The organism is Thermodesulfobacteriota bacterium, assembly GCA_040757775.1.
Lineage (GTDB): Bacteria > Desulfobacterota > UBA8473 > UBA8473 > UBA8473 > UBA8473.
In genome coordinates this window covers 94,696-110,822 of the sequence record JBFLWQ010000009.1, presented here as the reverse complement: position 1 = coordinate 110,822, position 16,127 = coordinate 94,696, and the positions used below count along the sequence as shown (strand labels likewise).

Annotated in this window: 13 protein-coding genes; 5 read left to right on the top strand and 8 right to left on the bottom strand. The window is 42.2% G+C overall.

Going from position 1 to position 16,127, the window contains the following annotated elements:
• Positions 1–231 precede the first annotated feature (231 nt).
• The 3 genes from AB1401_07735 to AB1401_07725 all read right to left on the bottom strand — a co-directional run bounded on the left by AB1401_07735 (position 232) and on the right by AB1401_07725 (position 3,943).
• Complete coding sequence (locus tag AB1401_07735) at positions 232–702, bottom strand: carbon monoxide dehydrogenase beta subunit family protein (protein MEW6615339.1); 471 nt, start codon at positions 700–702, stop codon at positions 232–234.
• Positions 703–744: 42 nt separating this feature from the next.
• A complete protein-coding gene (locus AB1401_07730; GenBank protein MEW6615338.1) occupies positions 745–3,240 on the bottom strand; it encodes a hypothetical protein in 2,496 nt (831 codons plus the stop codon).
• A gap of 475 nt (positions 3,241–3,715) precedes the next feature.
• Complete coding sequence (locus tag AB1401_07725) at positions 3,716–3,943, bottom strand: hypothetical protein (protein ID MEW6615337.1); 228 nt, start codon at positions 3,941–3,943, stop codon at positions 3,716–3,718.
• 411 nt (positions 3,944–4,354) lie between these two features.
• Here AB1401_07725 and AB1401_07720 point away from each other — a divergent pair, with 411 nt between their 5' ends.
• The 4 genes from AB1401_07720 to AB1401_07705 all read left to right on the top strand — a co-directional run bounded on the left by AB1401_07720 (position 4,355) and on the right by AB1401_07705 (position 9,165).
• Positions 4,355–5,950: a radical SAM protein gene (locus AB1401_07720; protein MEW6615336.1), complete on the top strand. Its 1,596-nt coding sequence runs from the start codon at positions 4,355–4,357 to the stop codon at positions 5,948–5,950.
• A 118-nt stretch (positions 5,951–6,068) separates the two neighbouring features.
• Positions 6,069–7,397 carry a S41 family peptidase gene (locus AB1401_07715; GenBank protein ID MEW6615335.1) on the top strand — a complete coding sequence of 443 codons (1,329 nt, stop codon included), beginning with the start codon at positions 6,069–6,071 and terminating at the stop codon, positions 7,395–7,397.
• Between the two features lie 110 nt (positions 7,398–7,507).
• Positions 7,508–8,413, top strand: a complete 906-nt coding sequence (locus AB1401_07710; protein ID MEW6615334.1) for a divergent polysaccharide deacetylase family protein — start codon at positions 7,508–7,510, stop codon at positions 8,411–8,413.
• Positions 8,414–8,463: 50 nt separating this feature from the next.
• The gene (locus AB1401_07705) at positions 8,464–9,165 is read left to right on the top strand and encodes a GAF and ANTAR domain-containing protein (protein ID MEW6615333.1); all 702 of its coding nucleotides are present in this window, start codon (positions 8,464–8,466) and stop codon (positions 9,163–9,165) included.
• Between the two features lie 20 nt (positions 9,166–9,185).
• Here AB1401_07705 and AB1401_07700 read toward each other — a convergent pair whose 3' ends face one another.
• Positions 9,186–9,878 carry a hypothetical protein gene (locus AB1401_07700; protein ID MEW6615332.1) on the bottom strand — a complete coding sequence of 231 codons (693 nt, stop codon included), beginning with the start codon at positions 9,876–9,878 and terminating at the stop codon, positions 9,186–9,188.
• Positions 9,879–10,326: 448 nt separating this feature from the next.
• On the opposite strand from AB1401_07700, the gene AB1401_07695 reads away from it, so the two are divergent.
• A complete protein-coding gene (locus AB1401_07695; protein ID MEW6615331.1) occupies positions 10,327–11,724 on the top strand; it encodes a DEAD/DEAH box helicase in 1,398 nt (465 codons plus the stop codon).
• A gap of 109 nt (positions 11,725–11,833) precedes the next feature.
• On the opposite strand, the gene AB1401_07690 is transcribed toward AB1401_07695, so the two are convergent.
• The 4 genes from AB1401_07690 to AB1401_07675 form a co-directional block, all read right to left on the bottom strand.
• Positions 11,834–12,730 (bottom strand): bifunctional methionine sulfoxide reductase B/A protein, encoded by an 897-nt coding sequence (locus AB1401_07690; protein ID MEW6615330.1) that lies wholly within the window; start codon positions 12,728–12,730, stop codon positions 11,834–11,836.
• Positions 12,731–12,853: 123 nt separating this feature from the next.
• The gene (locus tag AB1401_07685; protein ID MEW6615329.1) at positions 12,854–13,096 is read right to left on the bottom strand and encodes a type II toxin-antitoxin system RelE/ParE family toxin; all 243 of its coding nucleotides are present in this window, start codon (positions 13,094–13,096) and stop codon (positions 12,854–12,856) included.
• Positions 13,093–13,281, bottom strand: a complete 189-nt coding sequence (locus AB1401_07680) for a hypothetical protein (protein ID MEW6615328.1) — start codon at positions 13,279–13,281, stop codon at positions 13,093–13,095. Before AB1401_07680 ends, AB1401_07685 begins: the two co-directional genes overlap by 4 nt.
• 124 nt (positions 13,282–13,405) lie before the next feature.
• Positions 13,406–16,126, bottom strand: coding sequence for a BPTD_3080 family restriction endonuclease (locus AB1401_07675; protein ID MEW6615327.1), 2,721 nt, complete (start codon positions 16,124–16,126; stop codon positions 13,406–13,408).
• Position 16,127 lies beyond the last annotated feature (1 nt).

The following is a 16,127-nucleotide window of genomic DNA, read 5'->3' as shown; positions in this document are numbered from 1 at the left end:
CCATGTGCCTAGGACTGATATCTATGTCTGATATCTCCTCCAACGCCTCCTCTAAATCCTCAGGAATATGATAAATCTTACCCTCAGGTATCTTGACCATTACCTACCTCCTTTTCCACGGTATTTACCTAGGCTACAATTACCCAGGCCATAATTATAATAATTCACCACAGGTTACTGCCTGAATTAAATATCCATACATCCTTACTGTAGCACATATTTTAATATAATCTAATTTTTCAGGTTGTCAATTAATTTATTCAAAAAATCAGCCCATTCATTGAATGACAGGTCAGGGGAAGAATAAGTAGCACCTTCCATATATCTGTTATCCAATATCATTGTTTTCCCGTTTTTTATGGTAGAGATTAACATCCTTGCTATATCTGGATAATAACCGAAGAATACCAATAGTTCCGGTCTCTCTGGAGTGATAGTCTCCTCCCATTTCTCGACCCTTAAAAAATTTACCAGATCAGCAGCCATCATCTTCTTAGCCTTTATCTCCTTATTATCTTTCAATTGAAACATAGTATTACCCGTAGCAGCTATTGGTGTATCAGTTAACTTAGCTATCTCTACCACATAATCCAGCAGTTTCTTTCCACCAACCTCAAGATTATTGCATATTGACCCCGCCACTAGAAGCTTTTTCTTCTCTTCTTTCAGAAATTTTGCTGCTTCATTAGGTGTTAACATCATATCTCTTCTCCCCTTTCTTTTAAAGCCAATCCAATGTATACGTTATTTTCTATCTGATCTTGGTTTGTAGACAAATCTAGTCAACCCTGTTAGATACTGGCCTGATCTAAACCCATATTGTTCAAGGAAATCCCCTACCTCCAACAATCGACCATCTCTGTGCCTAGCCTTAAGGATTTTCCCCCGTTTTTTATCAATCTCCCAACCATGCTCCTCTTCCAATAGCCTGATTATCTTGGCCTTCTTTGTAATTGGTAGTTCCGTCTCTTTTCTTACGAAGAGGTGCCAATCGTCGGGCCATTCACCAAATCTCTTTTTGTAAGCATTAAGATAGAGATCAAATTTATTCTGGCGGGAATTTTCCATCTCCTGAAGGGTGAAGCTGAGTTTTGGGACAAGGGCAATGGCTTCATCGATGGTTTCTACCGGAATCAGCAAATGCTCTGGTGTAGGTTCGGTTTCCTTCTTCTCTTCGGTATTACCATGTATCATCCACCACTTGCTCCTATCGTATTTATTCCCTAAAAGGTATCTTTTGAACTTCAATCCATTGGGCCCTACGATAACCGGAATGCCTGCCCTGGCATGAGCTGCTGCAACGGTATAAGCAAGATCAGTGGCGGGTCCCCATATAACTACGGCAGTCGCAAATCTATATATAAAATCAGCCTCTTGTGCCAAAGTAGACTTATAAGGGTTCCTGAAAGCAAGGTACCCCAGCTTATAGAATGGGGCGGTTGCTACAAGGCTTTGTGCCGAACATCCACCACAGTTGGTCAAACATCTGGGATTGAATAGCGCTGGATATGCTTCAAATAGGAACTTCCCTGTCTTAGGATCCTTATATCGGGCAACATCCTGTGCAATACACCCTGCAACTGCCACAGAATAATTAGACTGAACAAACTCTTTAGCCATTTCAGCTACTTCGCTCTCTGCCCCCGGGTAGTTACCACAACCTATTATAGCCACAGCACTGGGCATACTGAACATGGTTATAGCTATATCCCTTACCTCCAGGTTAGTGATAGGCCCCCTACCTGCCCGCATCTTAAAACAGTCTTCTTTGATTGCCTGGGGATTTGCCGACAAAAACATATCCATGAGGGGGATGCCCTCTGGACAGGCTTGTTCACACTTTCCGCAGTACATACTCTTCTCGTGAACATCTGCCAACTTGGTAAAGTCTCCTTCTTTTGCTGCTTTTAAGGTTTCACAGTTTATTAAACTGGCTGGGCATGCCCTAAAGCAGGCATCACAATCTGTACATTTTGAGGCATACCTTTTTATGTCCTCTGCAGTCAAAAGATAGCTTTCCTTTCTTTTACCTTTCATCTTTTGCACTAGTTTAACGGCAACCTCACCGGCCTTCTTGGGGTTTGATATCATAACAACAGAAGTCCCTTTTTCAATATCATTCACTATCTCGTCTACTGAATCAAGTGCCCTGTCATTCAGACCATATGTATGGTTGAAGCTGGTTGTAATTATTCTGGTATTTGTCTTAATTGCTTCTTCCAATACATCAACCTTACAACATGTATCGCTCAGTACGATTACATCCCCCATGCCCAGTCTCAAGACCTTATTAGCCCTGGTGGGAGATGTAAGTATCTTAGCCTTATCATAAAAACGAATCATGTCATGTCCCGTTGAACCGATCCCCGTAACTTCTATCTTACCTTCCAGTCCGTTATCTTTCATATACTTTACTGCCATCCACGCAGGCAAAAAGTCATTACCAATAAATAGCAGGACAGGTTTCGATGTATCTACCGATCCAAGCCCAACCTCCGTAGTGGGTGGTGGAAATGCAGGTATATCCATCAATTCCTTATCTGGAGCCCAGGCAAAATCAAAGAAATTGTACTTAAGCCATTCAGTAATGTCCATGACAAAGAGGAGAACGGAACCGGCATGAAATACCTTTGATTCCAAATCAGTAATATTACTTTCTCTGCCCACATTCGCTGCGGTTAAAAGTTCTGAAAGTTGACCTTCGGCGTAGGTTAAAGCCTCTCTCACTTCTCTAAGGTTTTTAGGTGAATCAGAGATAAGTATATTTACGTTCATTAAACCGTAAACTATATTGTTTCCCCACTTTATCTCTTTATCCTTTCCAAACTCCTTTATGCAGTAATCCAGAAGTTCCTTACAGGTCGACAAATGCATTGCGAGACCCTTACATGCCGACTGGAGAGAGAGCTTTGCCTGAAATGTCTCAAGATCGAGTCCGCAACTCCCCTTACCCTTTCCGAGATTACAAGGCCCCTGGAAGCAGTCCTGGCATTCTTTTATGGTAGCAGTGTAAATAGGGGGGAATCTTTCCAGCAGGAATCTGTCCCACTCTGCTATATCATATGCATGTGGGTAAGGCGTTAACCACACCTTCATTTGGTTAACCAGATTCTCCGACCAGGTAGTCTCGATTGACTCTTTAACAATATCCTCAATTCCTCTTATATCTCTTACTGCTTTGCTTACATCAACATCAGTATTGACAACTCTAGCAATGACCTTTTTTTGATCGTCTCCCATTGATTTACCTCCCTTGTTAGTTTAATTAGTACCTCATAAAACAACTGTTGCCATAGAAACACCTCTAACACCTAGGGGGTTCCTATTATGAGCCCCTTTAAAAACTACGTGCAAGGTTTTTGGGAACCTACCTTAGCAAGCTTAGATAGGTCAAATCCTCCTCAGGCGGAGATTCTGAAGCTGAAAGGATTGTTTTTTCTCATTCCACAAGTATTTCACGACATTTTCTCTGTTCCAAAAATCAATATGATAACACCCTAATTAATGCCTTCAATGTTTATTTCTTAACTTATGACTCAAGGGGATGTTTTATGCAACAGGCACCCTCTCCCTGTTGCATAAAAAAGAATTTGCTTCTATTGATACTATAAAATCATTTAACTACTTTAAAGGTGTTTATTGTCTATATCCTCAGCATTCTCTATCCTACATTTGCTAAGCTTACCTATAGAGAAAGGGGCTACGTATTGAACTACTATTCAAATACATCAACTTCGGAAAGACAGTCTTTACAAACATTTTTCCTTACCGTACCAGCTGTAAGAGCGCCAGGTTTGGAATAACCCTTTATCCTTGCCGCCGGGTGAGTTGCATCTAACGCGATTTCTACTGAGCACATTTCACAAATGTCAATTCCACATTCACTGCATGTCTCTTTTGCCTCATTCTCATTGCATTTCCCACAAATTTTTCCTTCCGCCATCCAGGTTTACCTCCTTCTTAAATATGAGTTTAATATATTTTTATTAATTTATTTTCTGAGGGGAATTCATCTCCCACCCATTTTGTATGTAATGCTAGCATAAAAAAAAACCATGTCAAGTGAAAAGTCAAACTTTTGTCAGGCCAAAGTAGAGACGAATCAGGAATCGACTAGGCTTCAGGTATTTAGTTCTTGCAGTTAACGGTGAAGTATGTTAGCTTAATAATCTACGACTTCCTGAGACGGGCAAGAATCAGAATTTAAAAACGCATAAACTAACTAGTCCACCCTGAAAATAAAAAATTTCCTGTAGAGCAAATCCACCTACAACGGATCAAAAAATCTGTTCTAGGTGGCAAAAAAGGGAGTTTTTCATAAGGAAGTAATTAACAAACCGAAGACCAGTAATAGATGAGTAAAGAAGGTAAAGATTTTCGAATAGCATTTGTCAATTTGAAGGCTCGCATACCATGTCAATTTGCTGGATCAAACTTTACTCTGGAGCATATAGGTATTGGCTATCTGACATCGGTGCTACGTGAACATGGATATGAGGTGGCAATCATTGATGCAGCGACGAGAGATATATCGGACAATGAGGCTATTCAGGAAATTCTGGATTTTTCTCCATCCATAGTGGGATTTTCTCCTACTGTCGCAACCATGGAAGATGCTATTCACATAAGCAACCGTTTAAAAGAAGCTGATAGCAGGATTCATATATGTTTGGGAGGACACCACGCTACGTTTTTGGCCAAGCGGCTTTTGATTAAGGAATCGAGTTTCGATTCAGTGGTAAGGGGTGAGGGAGAACTTACCATTCTGGACATGACTGATAGATTACGGTTGGGGTTATCATTACAGGGTACACCAGGTGTTTATTTCAAAGGCAAAAACGGCAGTATCTATGAGAACCCATGCCGCAAGAAGATTACGGTTTTAGACTCAATCCCCTTTCCTGCCCGTGACGCCCTTAAATGGCAGCTTCAAAAAGGGAAATCTCCTACTGCAAGAGTTGTAAGCAGTAGAGGATGTGCAGCAGAGTGTAGTTTCTGCAGTATTCCACCATTTGAAAGACTGCAGAAAGGACATCTCTGGCGGGCACGATCAGCAGAGAATGTACTGGATGAGTTGACATATCTGCAAAAGGAACTCGACGTTAAGACAGTTCTCTTTGCTGAGGATAATTTTATTGGGCCCGGTAAGGCTGGGGAAAAACGGATAAAACAAATAGCAGAAGGTATGATCTCCAGAGGGCTGGAACTTAAGTTTAGAATTCTGTGCACAGCAGAAGCCCTAATCGGGTGTGAACCATTACTTTCCCTTTTGAAAGAAGCTGGTCTAGAACGGATTATTGTGGGGATAGAAAGCGCTTCACCACAAACATTGAAGTTCTTTAACAAAAAGGCTGTTCTAGAACAGTATTATCGCATAGCCAGAATCCTTGCGGAACACAATATCGTTCTCCATCTCGGATTTATTATGTTTCATCCATACGTCACCCTTAATGACCTACGCATAAATGCCGAATTTCTGGAGAAGATCAACCATGCGTGTTTTTTTCAGCACTTCTCAAACCGGATGGAGCTTTATCCTGGTGTGGAAATATTTAATAGGTTGGAAGAAGAAGGCATGATAATCTCCAAGGACGAATATAAAAGGGGTTTTTTGTACCGGTACGCAGATCCTGGCATAGGAAACCTGGCTAGAAGCTTATCACCAATTCGAAAAAGAATGGTGGACATGGATAGGTTTTTTTTAGACACAGATATATGGACTAGCCGCCATAACCGAAAGTATCTTGACAGTACTTTTGTAAGAGAATATACAGAGTTGAAAAAAGAATTTTCTTCAAGAAATCTGGACTTTTTCTTCAAGTCTGTTGAACTTGTGGAGTCTGGGTGGAATTCAGAGACGTTTGAAGGATTGAAGAATGAATACTTAAATGATACAGAGGAATTGGGTAAAGCTCTGAGATCGTTTATTGGCAATATACAAATAAGTTGATTTTCCATAAGTTGTCATTGTGAGCAGAACAAAGCAACTTTGAGGGATTACCACATTGCTGTTGGACCACACAATGACAATCTATCTTTCAGCATTTACTACAATCCAGGAGGAAAATATGTCCTTTAAGATGAAGAAAAATAAAAAATTAGTGTTAATCATATCCATGGTTTTGGTATTAGGGTTTGTAATGAGTCTTGGGTGGATGCGCAGGGTATCGGCTGTAAATAAGGAAACTTACGAAAAACTCAAGATGTTTACAGATGTTTTGTCTATTGTTCAAAAAAATTATGTAGAAGAAGTCGATACTGAAAAACTACTTCATGGTGCTATAAATGGGATGTTAGAGGCTCTAGATCCCCATTCTTCTTTTATGCCTCCTGATGTATTTAAAGAAATGAAACTGGAAACAAGAGGGGTATTCGGAGGACTAGGAATCGAAATTACCAAGAAAGAAGGCACTATCATGGTTATATCTCCCATAGAGGACACCCCTGCCTTTCGGGCTGGGATAAAAGCAGGGGATTATATTGTCAAAATTAATGGGAAATCCACGAAGGATATGGGTTTAATGGACGCTGTAAAGTTGATGCGTGGACCTGCCGGAACCCAGATAACTATCTCAATACTGCGGAAGGGGCTATCGGAACCGAAGGATTTCACAATAACCCGTGCCGTCATTAAAATCGAAAGCGTGAAATATAAAGCTCTTGAAGAAGGTTATGGGTATATCAGGATTAAAAGTTTTCAAGACAAAACATCAAATGAGCTAAAAGATGCCCTCAATAAATTAGAGACAGCGAAAAACGGCATTAAGGGTTTAATACTGGATTTGAGAAACAACCCTGGAGGTCCATTTGACCAGGCACTTAAGGTTTCTGATGAATTCTTGGATTCTGGCATCATTACCTATACCGAGGAAAGGGCAAAAGGGAGTAGAAAAGAATACAAGGCTCATGGGACTAAAAAATCCCGTGATTACCCAATAATAGTCCTTGTTAATGCCGGTAGTGCCAGTGCGTCAGAGATTGTTGCGGGAGCATTACAGGACCATGAAAGAGCCCTTATTTTAGGTGTTCAAACCTTTGGAAAGGCAACAGTCCAGTCAATATATCCTTTAGAGGATGGTTCCGGTCTTAGATTAACCATTGGCAGATACTATACACCTAAAGGAAGGTCCATTCAAGCAAAGGGTATTACGCCTGACATAGTTGTTCCCGAAAAGATACCTTCAGGGGCTGGAGAAAAGATGAAGATGCGATTCCTCAGAGAGAAGGATCTGGAACGGCATTTTGAGGACACCACAAAGGAGAAAGAAAGAGAAGATGCTTTGGATGATGTAAAAGAAGATAAAATATCTGAAGACGTCCAATTAGATAGGGCATTGGAACTATTAAAGAGCTGGTATGTTTTTAAAAAGAATGTGAAGGTGAGTGATATCCGATAATTTAACCATCTGACACTAACTGAAGTCGGGGTATGCCTCTTAAGAAACTTAAAAGAGATAGTATTTCAACTTACGATGGCTGAAAAAAGAAAAAAGGCAGAAAAGGCAGATTGAAAAAAAAGTATAATAAAAAGAAAAAACCTTCTCGAATTGCTTTATTGAGTTTAACTTCCTTATTGGTGGTCTTGGTGATCGCTGCCATTCTGCTGTATACCAGGCAAAAGATGAAATACGATGCATATCCTCCTGCAAAAACCCCGGAAGTTCCCTTTAAGGAGCTCCCAAAAGATACCCATATAAAAAAAGACCATAAAACTGAAGAAGTTATTCCCAGTGTAACAAGGGTCCTCGGGGTTTATAAAATAGCAATTATCATTGATGATTTAGGTTATAATAACGGTAATGCAGAGGAACTCCTGAAGATTGATGCTCCTCTGACCTTTTCTATCTTTCCCCAGGGACCATACTCTAAATCCTTAGCTCAAAAAGCCCACACTAGGGGAAGAGATGTAATACTTCATCTGCCCATGGAACCCTACGAATATCCCCCAAAAAACCCGGGCGATGGTACCCTTCTATTGGACATGGACAATGAAGAGTTACTGAAAAAACTTGAGACAGATATAGGCGCGGTCCCCTTTATAAAAGGTGTAAACAACCACATGGGATCCAAATTTACGGAAGATAAAGAAAAGATGAGGGTTGTTCTAAATGAGCTTGAAAAGAGGGGGCTGTTCTTTCTTGACAGCAGGACATCGAAAAATACTGTTGGTTATTCCGTAGCTAAGGAGATGGGTTTAAAGGTTGCGGAGCGCAACATTTTCTTGGATAATAATCAAGACCTCAAATCAATCAACGCCCAGATTTACAAACTGGCCAAACTCTCCTTGAAAAATGGTTCTGCCATAGGTATTGGTCATCCCCACCCGGCTACGATTAAAGCATTGAAACAGATGATACCAGAACTGAAGGCAAAAGGGATAGAAGTGGTACCAGTATCACAACTAGTGAAATAAATACAGTTAACGGTTAATAGTTAATAGTATTTGGTAAGGATTAATTAAAGATGCCAGGAAAGTCTAAAGTATCTTATCCCAAACAGATAGAGGCTCTTTTGAAGATCAGCGAGGCAATTACCTCTGATCTTTACCTGGAAGATATATTGCGGTTGATAGTAGTAGTCACAGCAGAGGTTATGAACTCAAAAGTATGTTCTTTATGGCTGATTGATGAAAAAGATAAGGTATTGAAAATCAGGGCAACTCAAAGCATGAGCCAGGAATATTTAAAGGAAAGAAGTTTAAAACTGGGGGAAGGAATAGTTGGTTATGTTGCCAAAAAGAATAAACCGGCTGTCATCATAGATGTCCAGAAGGAACCCAGGTATAAAGAGAAAGAACTTGCAAAAAAAGAGGGATTGGTCTCTATGCTAAGTGTTCCAATGCGTGTAAAGGATAGAGTAATAGGGGTAATAAACTGCTATAAATCAACTCCATATAGATTCTCCGAAACAGATGTAAATGTTTTGACCACTGTAGCGAATCAGTCAGCCATAGCCATTGAGAATACAGAATTAATGGTCAAAACCAGGGTTATTCAAGAGGAATTAGAAACCCGTAAATTGGTGGAACGAGCCAAAGATATACTGATGCGTGATCGAGGGCTTTCAGGTGAAGATGCATTTCGCAGAATACAGAAACAGAGCATGAACACCCGTAGGTCCATGAGAGAGATAGCAGAGGCAATTATCCTGGCAAAAGAAATTTGATGGCTTCGTTTCCTTCATTTCTATTTTTTAAATGATTCCAACTGCATAGTCATATCCCATTCCCCTGCTTCATAGATATGGCTGCTTTTTTCCTTCACAATTGATTTAACCAGACCAACTTTGGGGGCATACCAAGAGTAATGCTCTACAGTAACAGCAATAATAATTGTGCCACCAAATATGTTAAGATTTGTTTGCGTGTCACCAAGACCATTAACCTTAATACATCCCTCGAATGTACCGGCAGGGACTGTAACCTTCTCATCTATACTTTCAATAGTATATTTTAGCTTAACAGGAACGTTGCTAAGAGACGTCCTGGCCATCCGTTCCCATGTTGTTCCTGCTTTAATAGGATATTTTATAATATAAAACGTAGATGATTTCTTTTCTTGCCCTACAGGTACTGGTTGTTGTTCTGTAAATTCGTATAAACCACCTGCATCTTCAATTAGAAAAGAAAGGCGACTTTGACCTCCTATTTCCACTTTTTGCGGTGTTACTTTTTTACCTTTTAATTCTTGTGGGGCAAGGTTAGTAATAATCGTTTTCTCAGCACCATTGATAGCATGTGAACCGAAGGTATTCTGATATTTCCATGTCATCCCTTCCTTTAGGGGATAATAGGTCTCTATACTTTTACTACAGCTGACTAACATCGCAAACACAAATAATGTTAAAAATAGAATCCCAACAGTGAATTTGTTTTTCATTTAGGGTCTCCTCTCTTTATTCCTATCCCGTCCGTATCTGACAATGCACTCTCTCTATTGGTAAACTTATAGATAAAATTCTGTTGACAGTTCCTTTAAAAAAGAAGGTGACTGTTCAGCATTTTTTAACACACCTGAGTTTAGACTGTCAAACACTTTATTTTCACCAGCTTTTTTCCCCTTGACTTTCCGTTCCCCTCCATATAGAATGCTCCATTAGTAATAGACATTCTTGTCAAATGCTCCAGCCTAACTTGTCGGAGCAGCCATGCCTTGGGCAAGATGCGTTAAGTATATGTGGACTTTCAGAGCCTGAGCGGCGGCTTCACCGGCAATTCCTCCGTATTCATCCTAAACGTCCCAAGATACAAACTAAACCAGCCGGATACTAATCCATCGGCGGTACCTTGCCTTTTTGGGCAATACGCCTGAGGAAATAAGGAGATATATGTCATTTTCATCGTTTGCACTTCATCCACATCTGTTGAAAGCCCTTCAAAAAAAGGGTTTCGACCAACCTACACCAATCCAGCGGCTGGCTATTCCACGCCTTCTACAGGGACATGATGTCATGGCCACGGCTGTAACTGGAAGCGGTAAGACTGCTGCCTTCCTTCTCCCCATTCTTCATCAGTTGATCGGCAAACCCCGGGGAATAACAAGGGCACTTATCCTTGCCCCCACGCGGGAGCTTGCCGTGCAGATAGTGGATCATCTTCAGGATATTGCCATTTACACGCCTATTAAGAGCGCTGCTGTATACGGAGGCGTTTCTCCTGTTCCCCAGGAAAGGGCATTCCGAAAGGGGGTGGACGTTCTTGTCGCCACACCCGGTCGCCTCCTTGACCATCTAAGGAACAATTATGCCCGACTCGATGGTATTAGCCATTTAGTACTCGATGAGGCGGACCGTATGCTAGATATGGGTTTTCTGCCTGATATCAGACGCATCCTGGGATACCTTCCAGAGCGTCGTCAGACTCTTTTCTTTTCGGCTACCCTTCCCCCGCCCATCGTGACACTGGCCAGGGAGATGCTCAAGAATCCTCTTTCTTTTAATATAACGACGAAGCCTGCTGCTGCGGAGGGAATCACCCATGTGGCATATCCTGTAGCACATGAGCTTAAATCTACACTCTTTCTCGCCCTCCTCAAGCAGAGTATGTCAAAGAGTGTACTTGCCTTTACCCGTACCAGGCATCGGGCCAACCGGCTGGCCGACTTCCTCGAAAAGCACGGTGTTGCATGTGCCCGTATTCACGGTAACCGCACACAGGGACAGAGAACCGAGGCCATGAACGGATTTAAACGCGGGCTGTTCCGTGTCCTTGTGGCAACGGATATCGCCGCCCGGGGTATAGATGTGAAGAATCTCGGTCTCGTCTGTAACTTTGATGTGCCTCCCATTGCCGAGGATTACGTTCACAGGGTAGGCCGGACCGGCAGGGCAAGCGCAACAGGTGATGCCTGCACCCTTGTCTCTCCCAACGAGGAGAAAGCGTTTCGCTCGATTGAACAGAGTCTTGGCCATTCTATGCCGAGGCATAAGATACCTGGTTTTGACTATAAATATAAACCTTCAGAACGTTTCGAGATTCCCCTCGAAGAGAGGATTGCTGCCCTTCGCACCCGGAGAAATGGTGAACGTGTCCGCCGAAAGGTAAAAGCCGAAGTGAAGGGACGTACACAAACCGGGCGACGCTTTGCCGGACAGGGAGGGGAGAGCATACATAATACTTCCCAAACCAGAATTACCCCCAGGTATCTTCGGGACAGGGCAGAGGGACCTTCGAAACAAAAGGGAACAGCTTCCCGAAGGTTCTCTACAGAGAGAAGTTCGAGGTAGTCGCAGGAGGGAGGAGGGATGAAACTCGCCTGCATACCTCCAGGTATTTTCGAAGCCCTCTTCATCTTGAAGTACTGGGTCCTGATTATTCCCTCTGCTGATAATTTAATTAAAACTTCTTTTTGTACACATGGCAGTACGGTTGCTGTTTTTTCTTGTCGTAGTAGTCCTGATGGTACTCTTCCGCCTTCCAAAAGGTACCGGCGGGAAGTACTTTTGTTACGACTTTATATCCTTTAGTTTTGAGTATATCTATTAACTTATGAACAATCTTTTTCTCACCATCGTTTTTATAAAAAATGGCGGATAGATATTGTTTCCCAATATCTGGCCCCTGACCATCGACTTGTGTTGGATCATGAATCTCGAAGAAAAATTTAGCAAGTTTCTCATAATTCACTTTGGTCGGGTCATATGTTACTTCGACAACCTCTAAGTGGCCAGTATTTCCATGAGTCACATCTTGATAGGAGGGGTTTGCCATAGAACCTCCCATATAACCTGAGACTGCCGAAATGACACCATCTTTATGCTCAAAGAGATGCTCTACACCCCAAAAACAGCCTCCTGCAAAGTAGGCTTTTTCTCTATGAGGTTCTTTTTTATTTGATACAAATACCAACGAGATGGAATTGACACAATGTCTAATATTCTTCTCTGTTAGTCCTTCTCCTTCAAAAATGTGGCCTAAATGTGCCCCACAATTTGCACACAATATCTCGGTTCTTTTTCCATCAACATCCTTTTGTCTTTTAATGGCTTCTTTGATTTCATCATCAAAGCTTGGCCATCCACATGTAGATGCAAACTTATCGTCTGAACTATAAAGTCGTGCATTGCATCGTTTGCAGTGGTAATAACCCTTTTTAAAAAAGTCGTTATATTTCCCACTGAAAGGGGCCTCTGTACCTTTTTGGACAATGACTCTTTCTTCTTCCGTTGAAAGCTTGTTGTACGCCCTTTCAGCCATAGCCGGTCCCTCCAAGCATGAGATTAAGTTAAGCATTAATACTATTGAAAACACCATTATTGTATACTTTCGCATGAATTCTCCTTTTCAAACACATCATGTTTTAATTCAACGGCCGGCGAAGCTGTCCTGCTGGAATGTTAGGCATATGCTATTCCCCTATTTTTTACCTACGAGGAGATAAGGGCGAATATTTTCAAGTTTTTTTGGGCCAATTCCGCGTATGTCTTGGGCTTCATACTCTGGTACCATGCATCCCGAAAGAGGAAAAGTTGCAATCTGCTCCGAGCGCCGAGTTAATCTATCAATCATCCGCTGAGCATACACGGGGGAGTCTTGTGCAATATACTCGTAGATTGCCAGTAGATGCTCCACTGCTGTGTTTGTCCAATGTACTCTCACTTTGACAACCCGAACTTAGCACGAACATCTTTTACATCAATAGTTCGACCAGCCTTGCTATCTTCAAGCCCGGCTTCGATGGCTTGCCGAACATAGATTTTGTACATCAAGTCATCCCAAGTGGCATTCTCAGGCAGCTTTTCCAATAGATGGTACGCTTCTTCCTTGACGTTGGTAGCCTGCATTATTTAAACCCCCTTTACATTAAAGTTACGGTTAAACTAATTCACAGTGCCGAACGAGTCTGTAGAAAAACCCCTTTGGCAGAGAATTAGTTTCCCGATCAGCTTAGACTTTTCAGATTGTTAATTATTTAACAATCTCAAATATGTTCTTAGGATCATCTAATACTTTGAACTCCCACTTGCCAAAACGTCCATCAGCATTTACAGCATTAACCCATTCCTTTGCTGCTTGCCATTTCGCTTTGTCCTGTTCTGTAGTCTGACCTTTTACTTCCAGAATGAGATTTCTCCTATCTTCAAATCTGATGATGAAGTCAGGGTAATATGTTTTAGTCTGACCTTGCCAGAGGTAGTAAATCTCAAAGCCTAAGTGGTCATTCTTGACCCAAGACATAATTCCTTGGATGCGATTGCGCTCAAATTCAAAGCCGACTTTCTCCCAGCCAGAATCAACAACGATATGACTGATCTGACTTTTTTGGATTGGTTGAGTAGGCTTTGTGGTCCACCATATCATTGATGTAGCTGTTGAGCGAACAGGGCGGACGGGGTCGAGTATTAACGATGGCGATTCTTTGCTTGTACTTCTAATCGCATTACCGACATGGTTGATGATTTTTTGCATATTGAGAGCAATCAGGATGTTTCTCAATCGTTCAGTTCCATAAAATAAAGGCAGTTTCATCTCAAGTTTGCTTGAAGTTATAAACTCCTCAATAATACGATAGGCTTGATTGATATGACTTCCCGAATCACCCGGCCAGTTCTTTCCAAACTGCTCGTGAAGTCGAACAGCTCCTTGCAACAGATACTTTTGAAGGCGGTGTTGTTCTGCAAGCTTTTCAAGATCAATTTCGCTCAACTGATCGAATTTAGGCTTTCCATCAATAACCGGAGCGACTTCAACAACGGTGGGTGCATCTTCTGCCGAAAGAACAAGAGGACTAACCTTTGACCAGTCAATTTCTATGAAGTAACATAATTTGTAATCAACCCTGAGAACATGAGGCCATTTGATCTCTTTCTCTGTCCGCTCAGGAATAGGCTGAATTTTTGTTTTAGGTTTTTCCTCTTTTGGCTCACCCTCTTTTTGTTCAACCGGCAGAAATGTGAAAGGAACACCGAAAACTGTAACATATTCCGGTGCAAAAATTTCTTTTTGAGATTTCTCGTCAAAATAGGTGTCGTAAGAAATCCGGCGAAGTCCACGCCCGATGACCTGTTCACAAAGGAGCTGGCTAGTAAACGCTCGAAGTCCGATAATATGCGTAACAGTTCTTGCGTCCCACCCTTCGGAAAGCATGTTCACTCCGATGACACACTGCACATCAGCTCCAGCTCGACCTTTTTTACCGACAGTGTTTAACCGTTCGCGTTCTTGCATAACAAGTTCTTTTTTTGAACCAGACAATTTATCAGATTCGTCTGCTTCCAGCTTGTCAAGCGCATCCTGGTCAATGCGGAGCAAATTGTTTTTTTCACCGAGTTCTTCAATGGCAAAATAGCCGTTAGTGAAAGAGTACTCGAGGCGAGCCGCTGTTTCCGTGCGGTTGCAAATCATAATCATGACAGGTGGGGTTTCACGAGGCGGATTTTGCTTTTCCCACTTCTCTTTTTCTTTCAGCCAGTCACCGCCGAGAATGTTTACCGCGTTACGTACAAGGTCAGGTAACCCTTCATGAGGTTCCGCCCTTTTGTTTAAATCGTCTTTCACTTCTGGATAAATATGGAACAGCTTCGACTTTAAATCTGAGCCCATCATCGAATCATCGCGTACAGCGACTTTCGGTGTTTTGACCAAACCACTTTCGATGGCGTCATTCAGACCGAAGTCACACACAATCCAGGGGAAAAGCATTTCACCCTGAATGTTTCTCCCGGTCGGCTTAAAAGGTGTAGCAGTCAGGTCAAAGCACTTGAGAACGCCGCGCGCTTCATGGATACGGTCAATGCCGCTCACCCAGATAGTAGCTTTTTCCTGTTCGGATTTTTCTTCATCGCGAGTGGGACGGTGACAGTGATGTGCCTCGTCATTAATAACGAGAATATTTGAAGCATTGCCAAAATCAGGCAGAGCTCTGCGGACAAAAGCTTCTGCGCTCTCAGTGCCTTTCTTGACGACCTTCGGGCCATAGTTTTCGTTGATAGGTGCAAGTTTGTGCCAGTTTCTTACTCTTATCTTGACCTGCAATAGTTCCTGCCACATTACCGAGTCAACAATATTGAAGACCTGATAAAAATTATCCTCTTTTTCGGGAAGAAGCACCTGCAAGCGGTCGTGGACAGTCAGTCCCGGTGCTATGATGAGGATATTTTTGGAAAACCGCTGGTCTTTGGGGCTGGCAATTTTATTGAGAGCCTGCCACGCAATGAGCATGGCCATCACGACTGTTTTTCCTGTACCTGTAGCCAATTTCAGGCAAAGCCTCTGCCAGTCGCTTCCGTCGCCAGTTATTTGAATGCCCTGTTTTTCATGTTCCGGCGCCTCAGTAAGCCAGATGGCGGTTTCAACGGCTTCGAGCTGGCAGAAGAAAAACCGCTGTTCGCGCTGTTCTGTATCATTCCAGTACTGAAGCAGTTTTCTGGTGGTACCGGTGCAATTAGGATAACCCGCTACACGCCATTTTCGGACACGGGGGCGGATTATGTTCACCAGGTCAATAGTGACAAATTCGCCGGGATCGTCTACGTTTTTTGCGGTTCGCTGTGTGGCTTTCCAGTAGCCTGAGTCGCGGCGACCATCTAACAATTCAAATTCCTGCGTTTCCCTAATATATTTCCAATACTGTTTAGGTTCCTCATAGGGATTATTGATAATCAGGGTGTCAATAACTTTCTGAGCCATA

What these genes read in the sequence shown, in the direction of transcription:
- AB1401_07720 (MEW6615336.1), top strand. Translation starts at nt 4,355, where the DNA reads ATGAGTAAAGAAGGTAAAGATTTTCGAATAGCATTTGTCAATTTGAAG.
- AB1401_07700 (MEW6615332.1), bottom strand. Translation starts at nt 9,878, where the DNA reads ATGAAAAACAAATTCACTGTTGGGATTCTATTTTTAACATTATTTGTG.
- AB1401_07675 (MEW6615327.1), bottom strand. Translation starts at nt 16,126, where the DNA reads ATGGCTCAGAAAGTTATTGACACCCTGATTATCAATAATCCCTATGAG.
- AB1401_07715 (MEW6615335.1), top strand. Translation starts at nt 6,069, where the DNA reads ATGTCCTTTAAGATGAAGAAAAATAAAAAATTAGTGTTAATCATATCC.
- AB1401_07725 (MEW6615337.1), bottom strand. Translation starts at nt 3,943, where the DNA reads ATGGCGGAAGGAAAAATTTGTGGGAAATGCAATGAGAATGAGGCAAAA.
- AB1401_07735 (MEW6615339.1), bottom strand. Translation starts at nt 702, where the DNA reads ATGATGTTAACACCTAATGAAGCAGCAAAATTTCTGAAAGAAGAGAAG.
- AB1401_07705 (MEW6615333.1), top strand. Translation starts at nt 8,464, where the DNA reads ATGCCAGGAAAGTCTAAAGTATCTTATCCCAAACAGATAGAGGCTCTT.
- AB1401_07730 (MEW6615338.1), bottom strand. Translation starts at nt 3,240, where the DNA reads ATGGGAGACGATCAAAAAAAGGTCATTGCTAGAGTTGTCAATACTGAT.
- AB1401_07680 (MEW6615328.1), bottom strand. Translation starts at nt 13,281, where the DNA reads ATGCAGGCTACCAACGTCAAGGAAGAAGCGTACCATCTATTGGAAAAG.
- AB1401_07690 (MEW6615330.1), bottom strand. Translation starts at nt 12,730, where the DNA reads ATGCTTAACTTAATCTCATGCTTGGAGGGACCGGCTATGGCTGAAAGG.
- AB1401_07695 (MEW6615331.1), top strand. Translation starts at nt 10,327, where the DNA reads ATGTCATTTTCATCGTTTGCACTTCATCCACATCTGTTGAAAGCCCTT.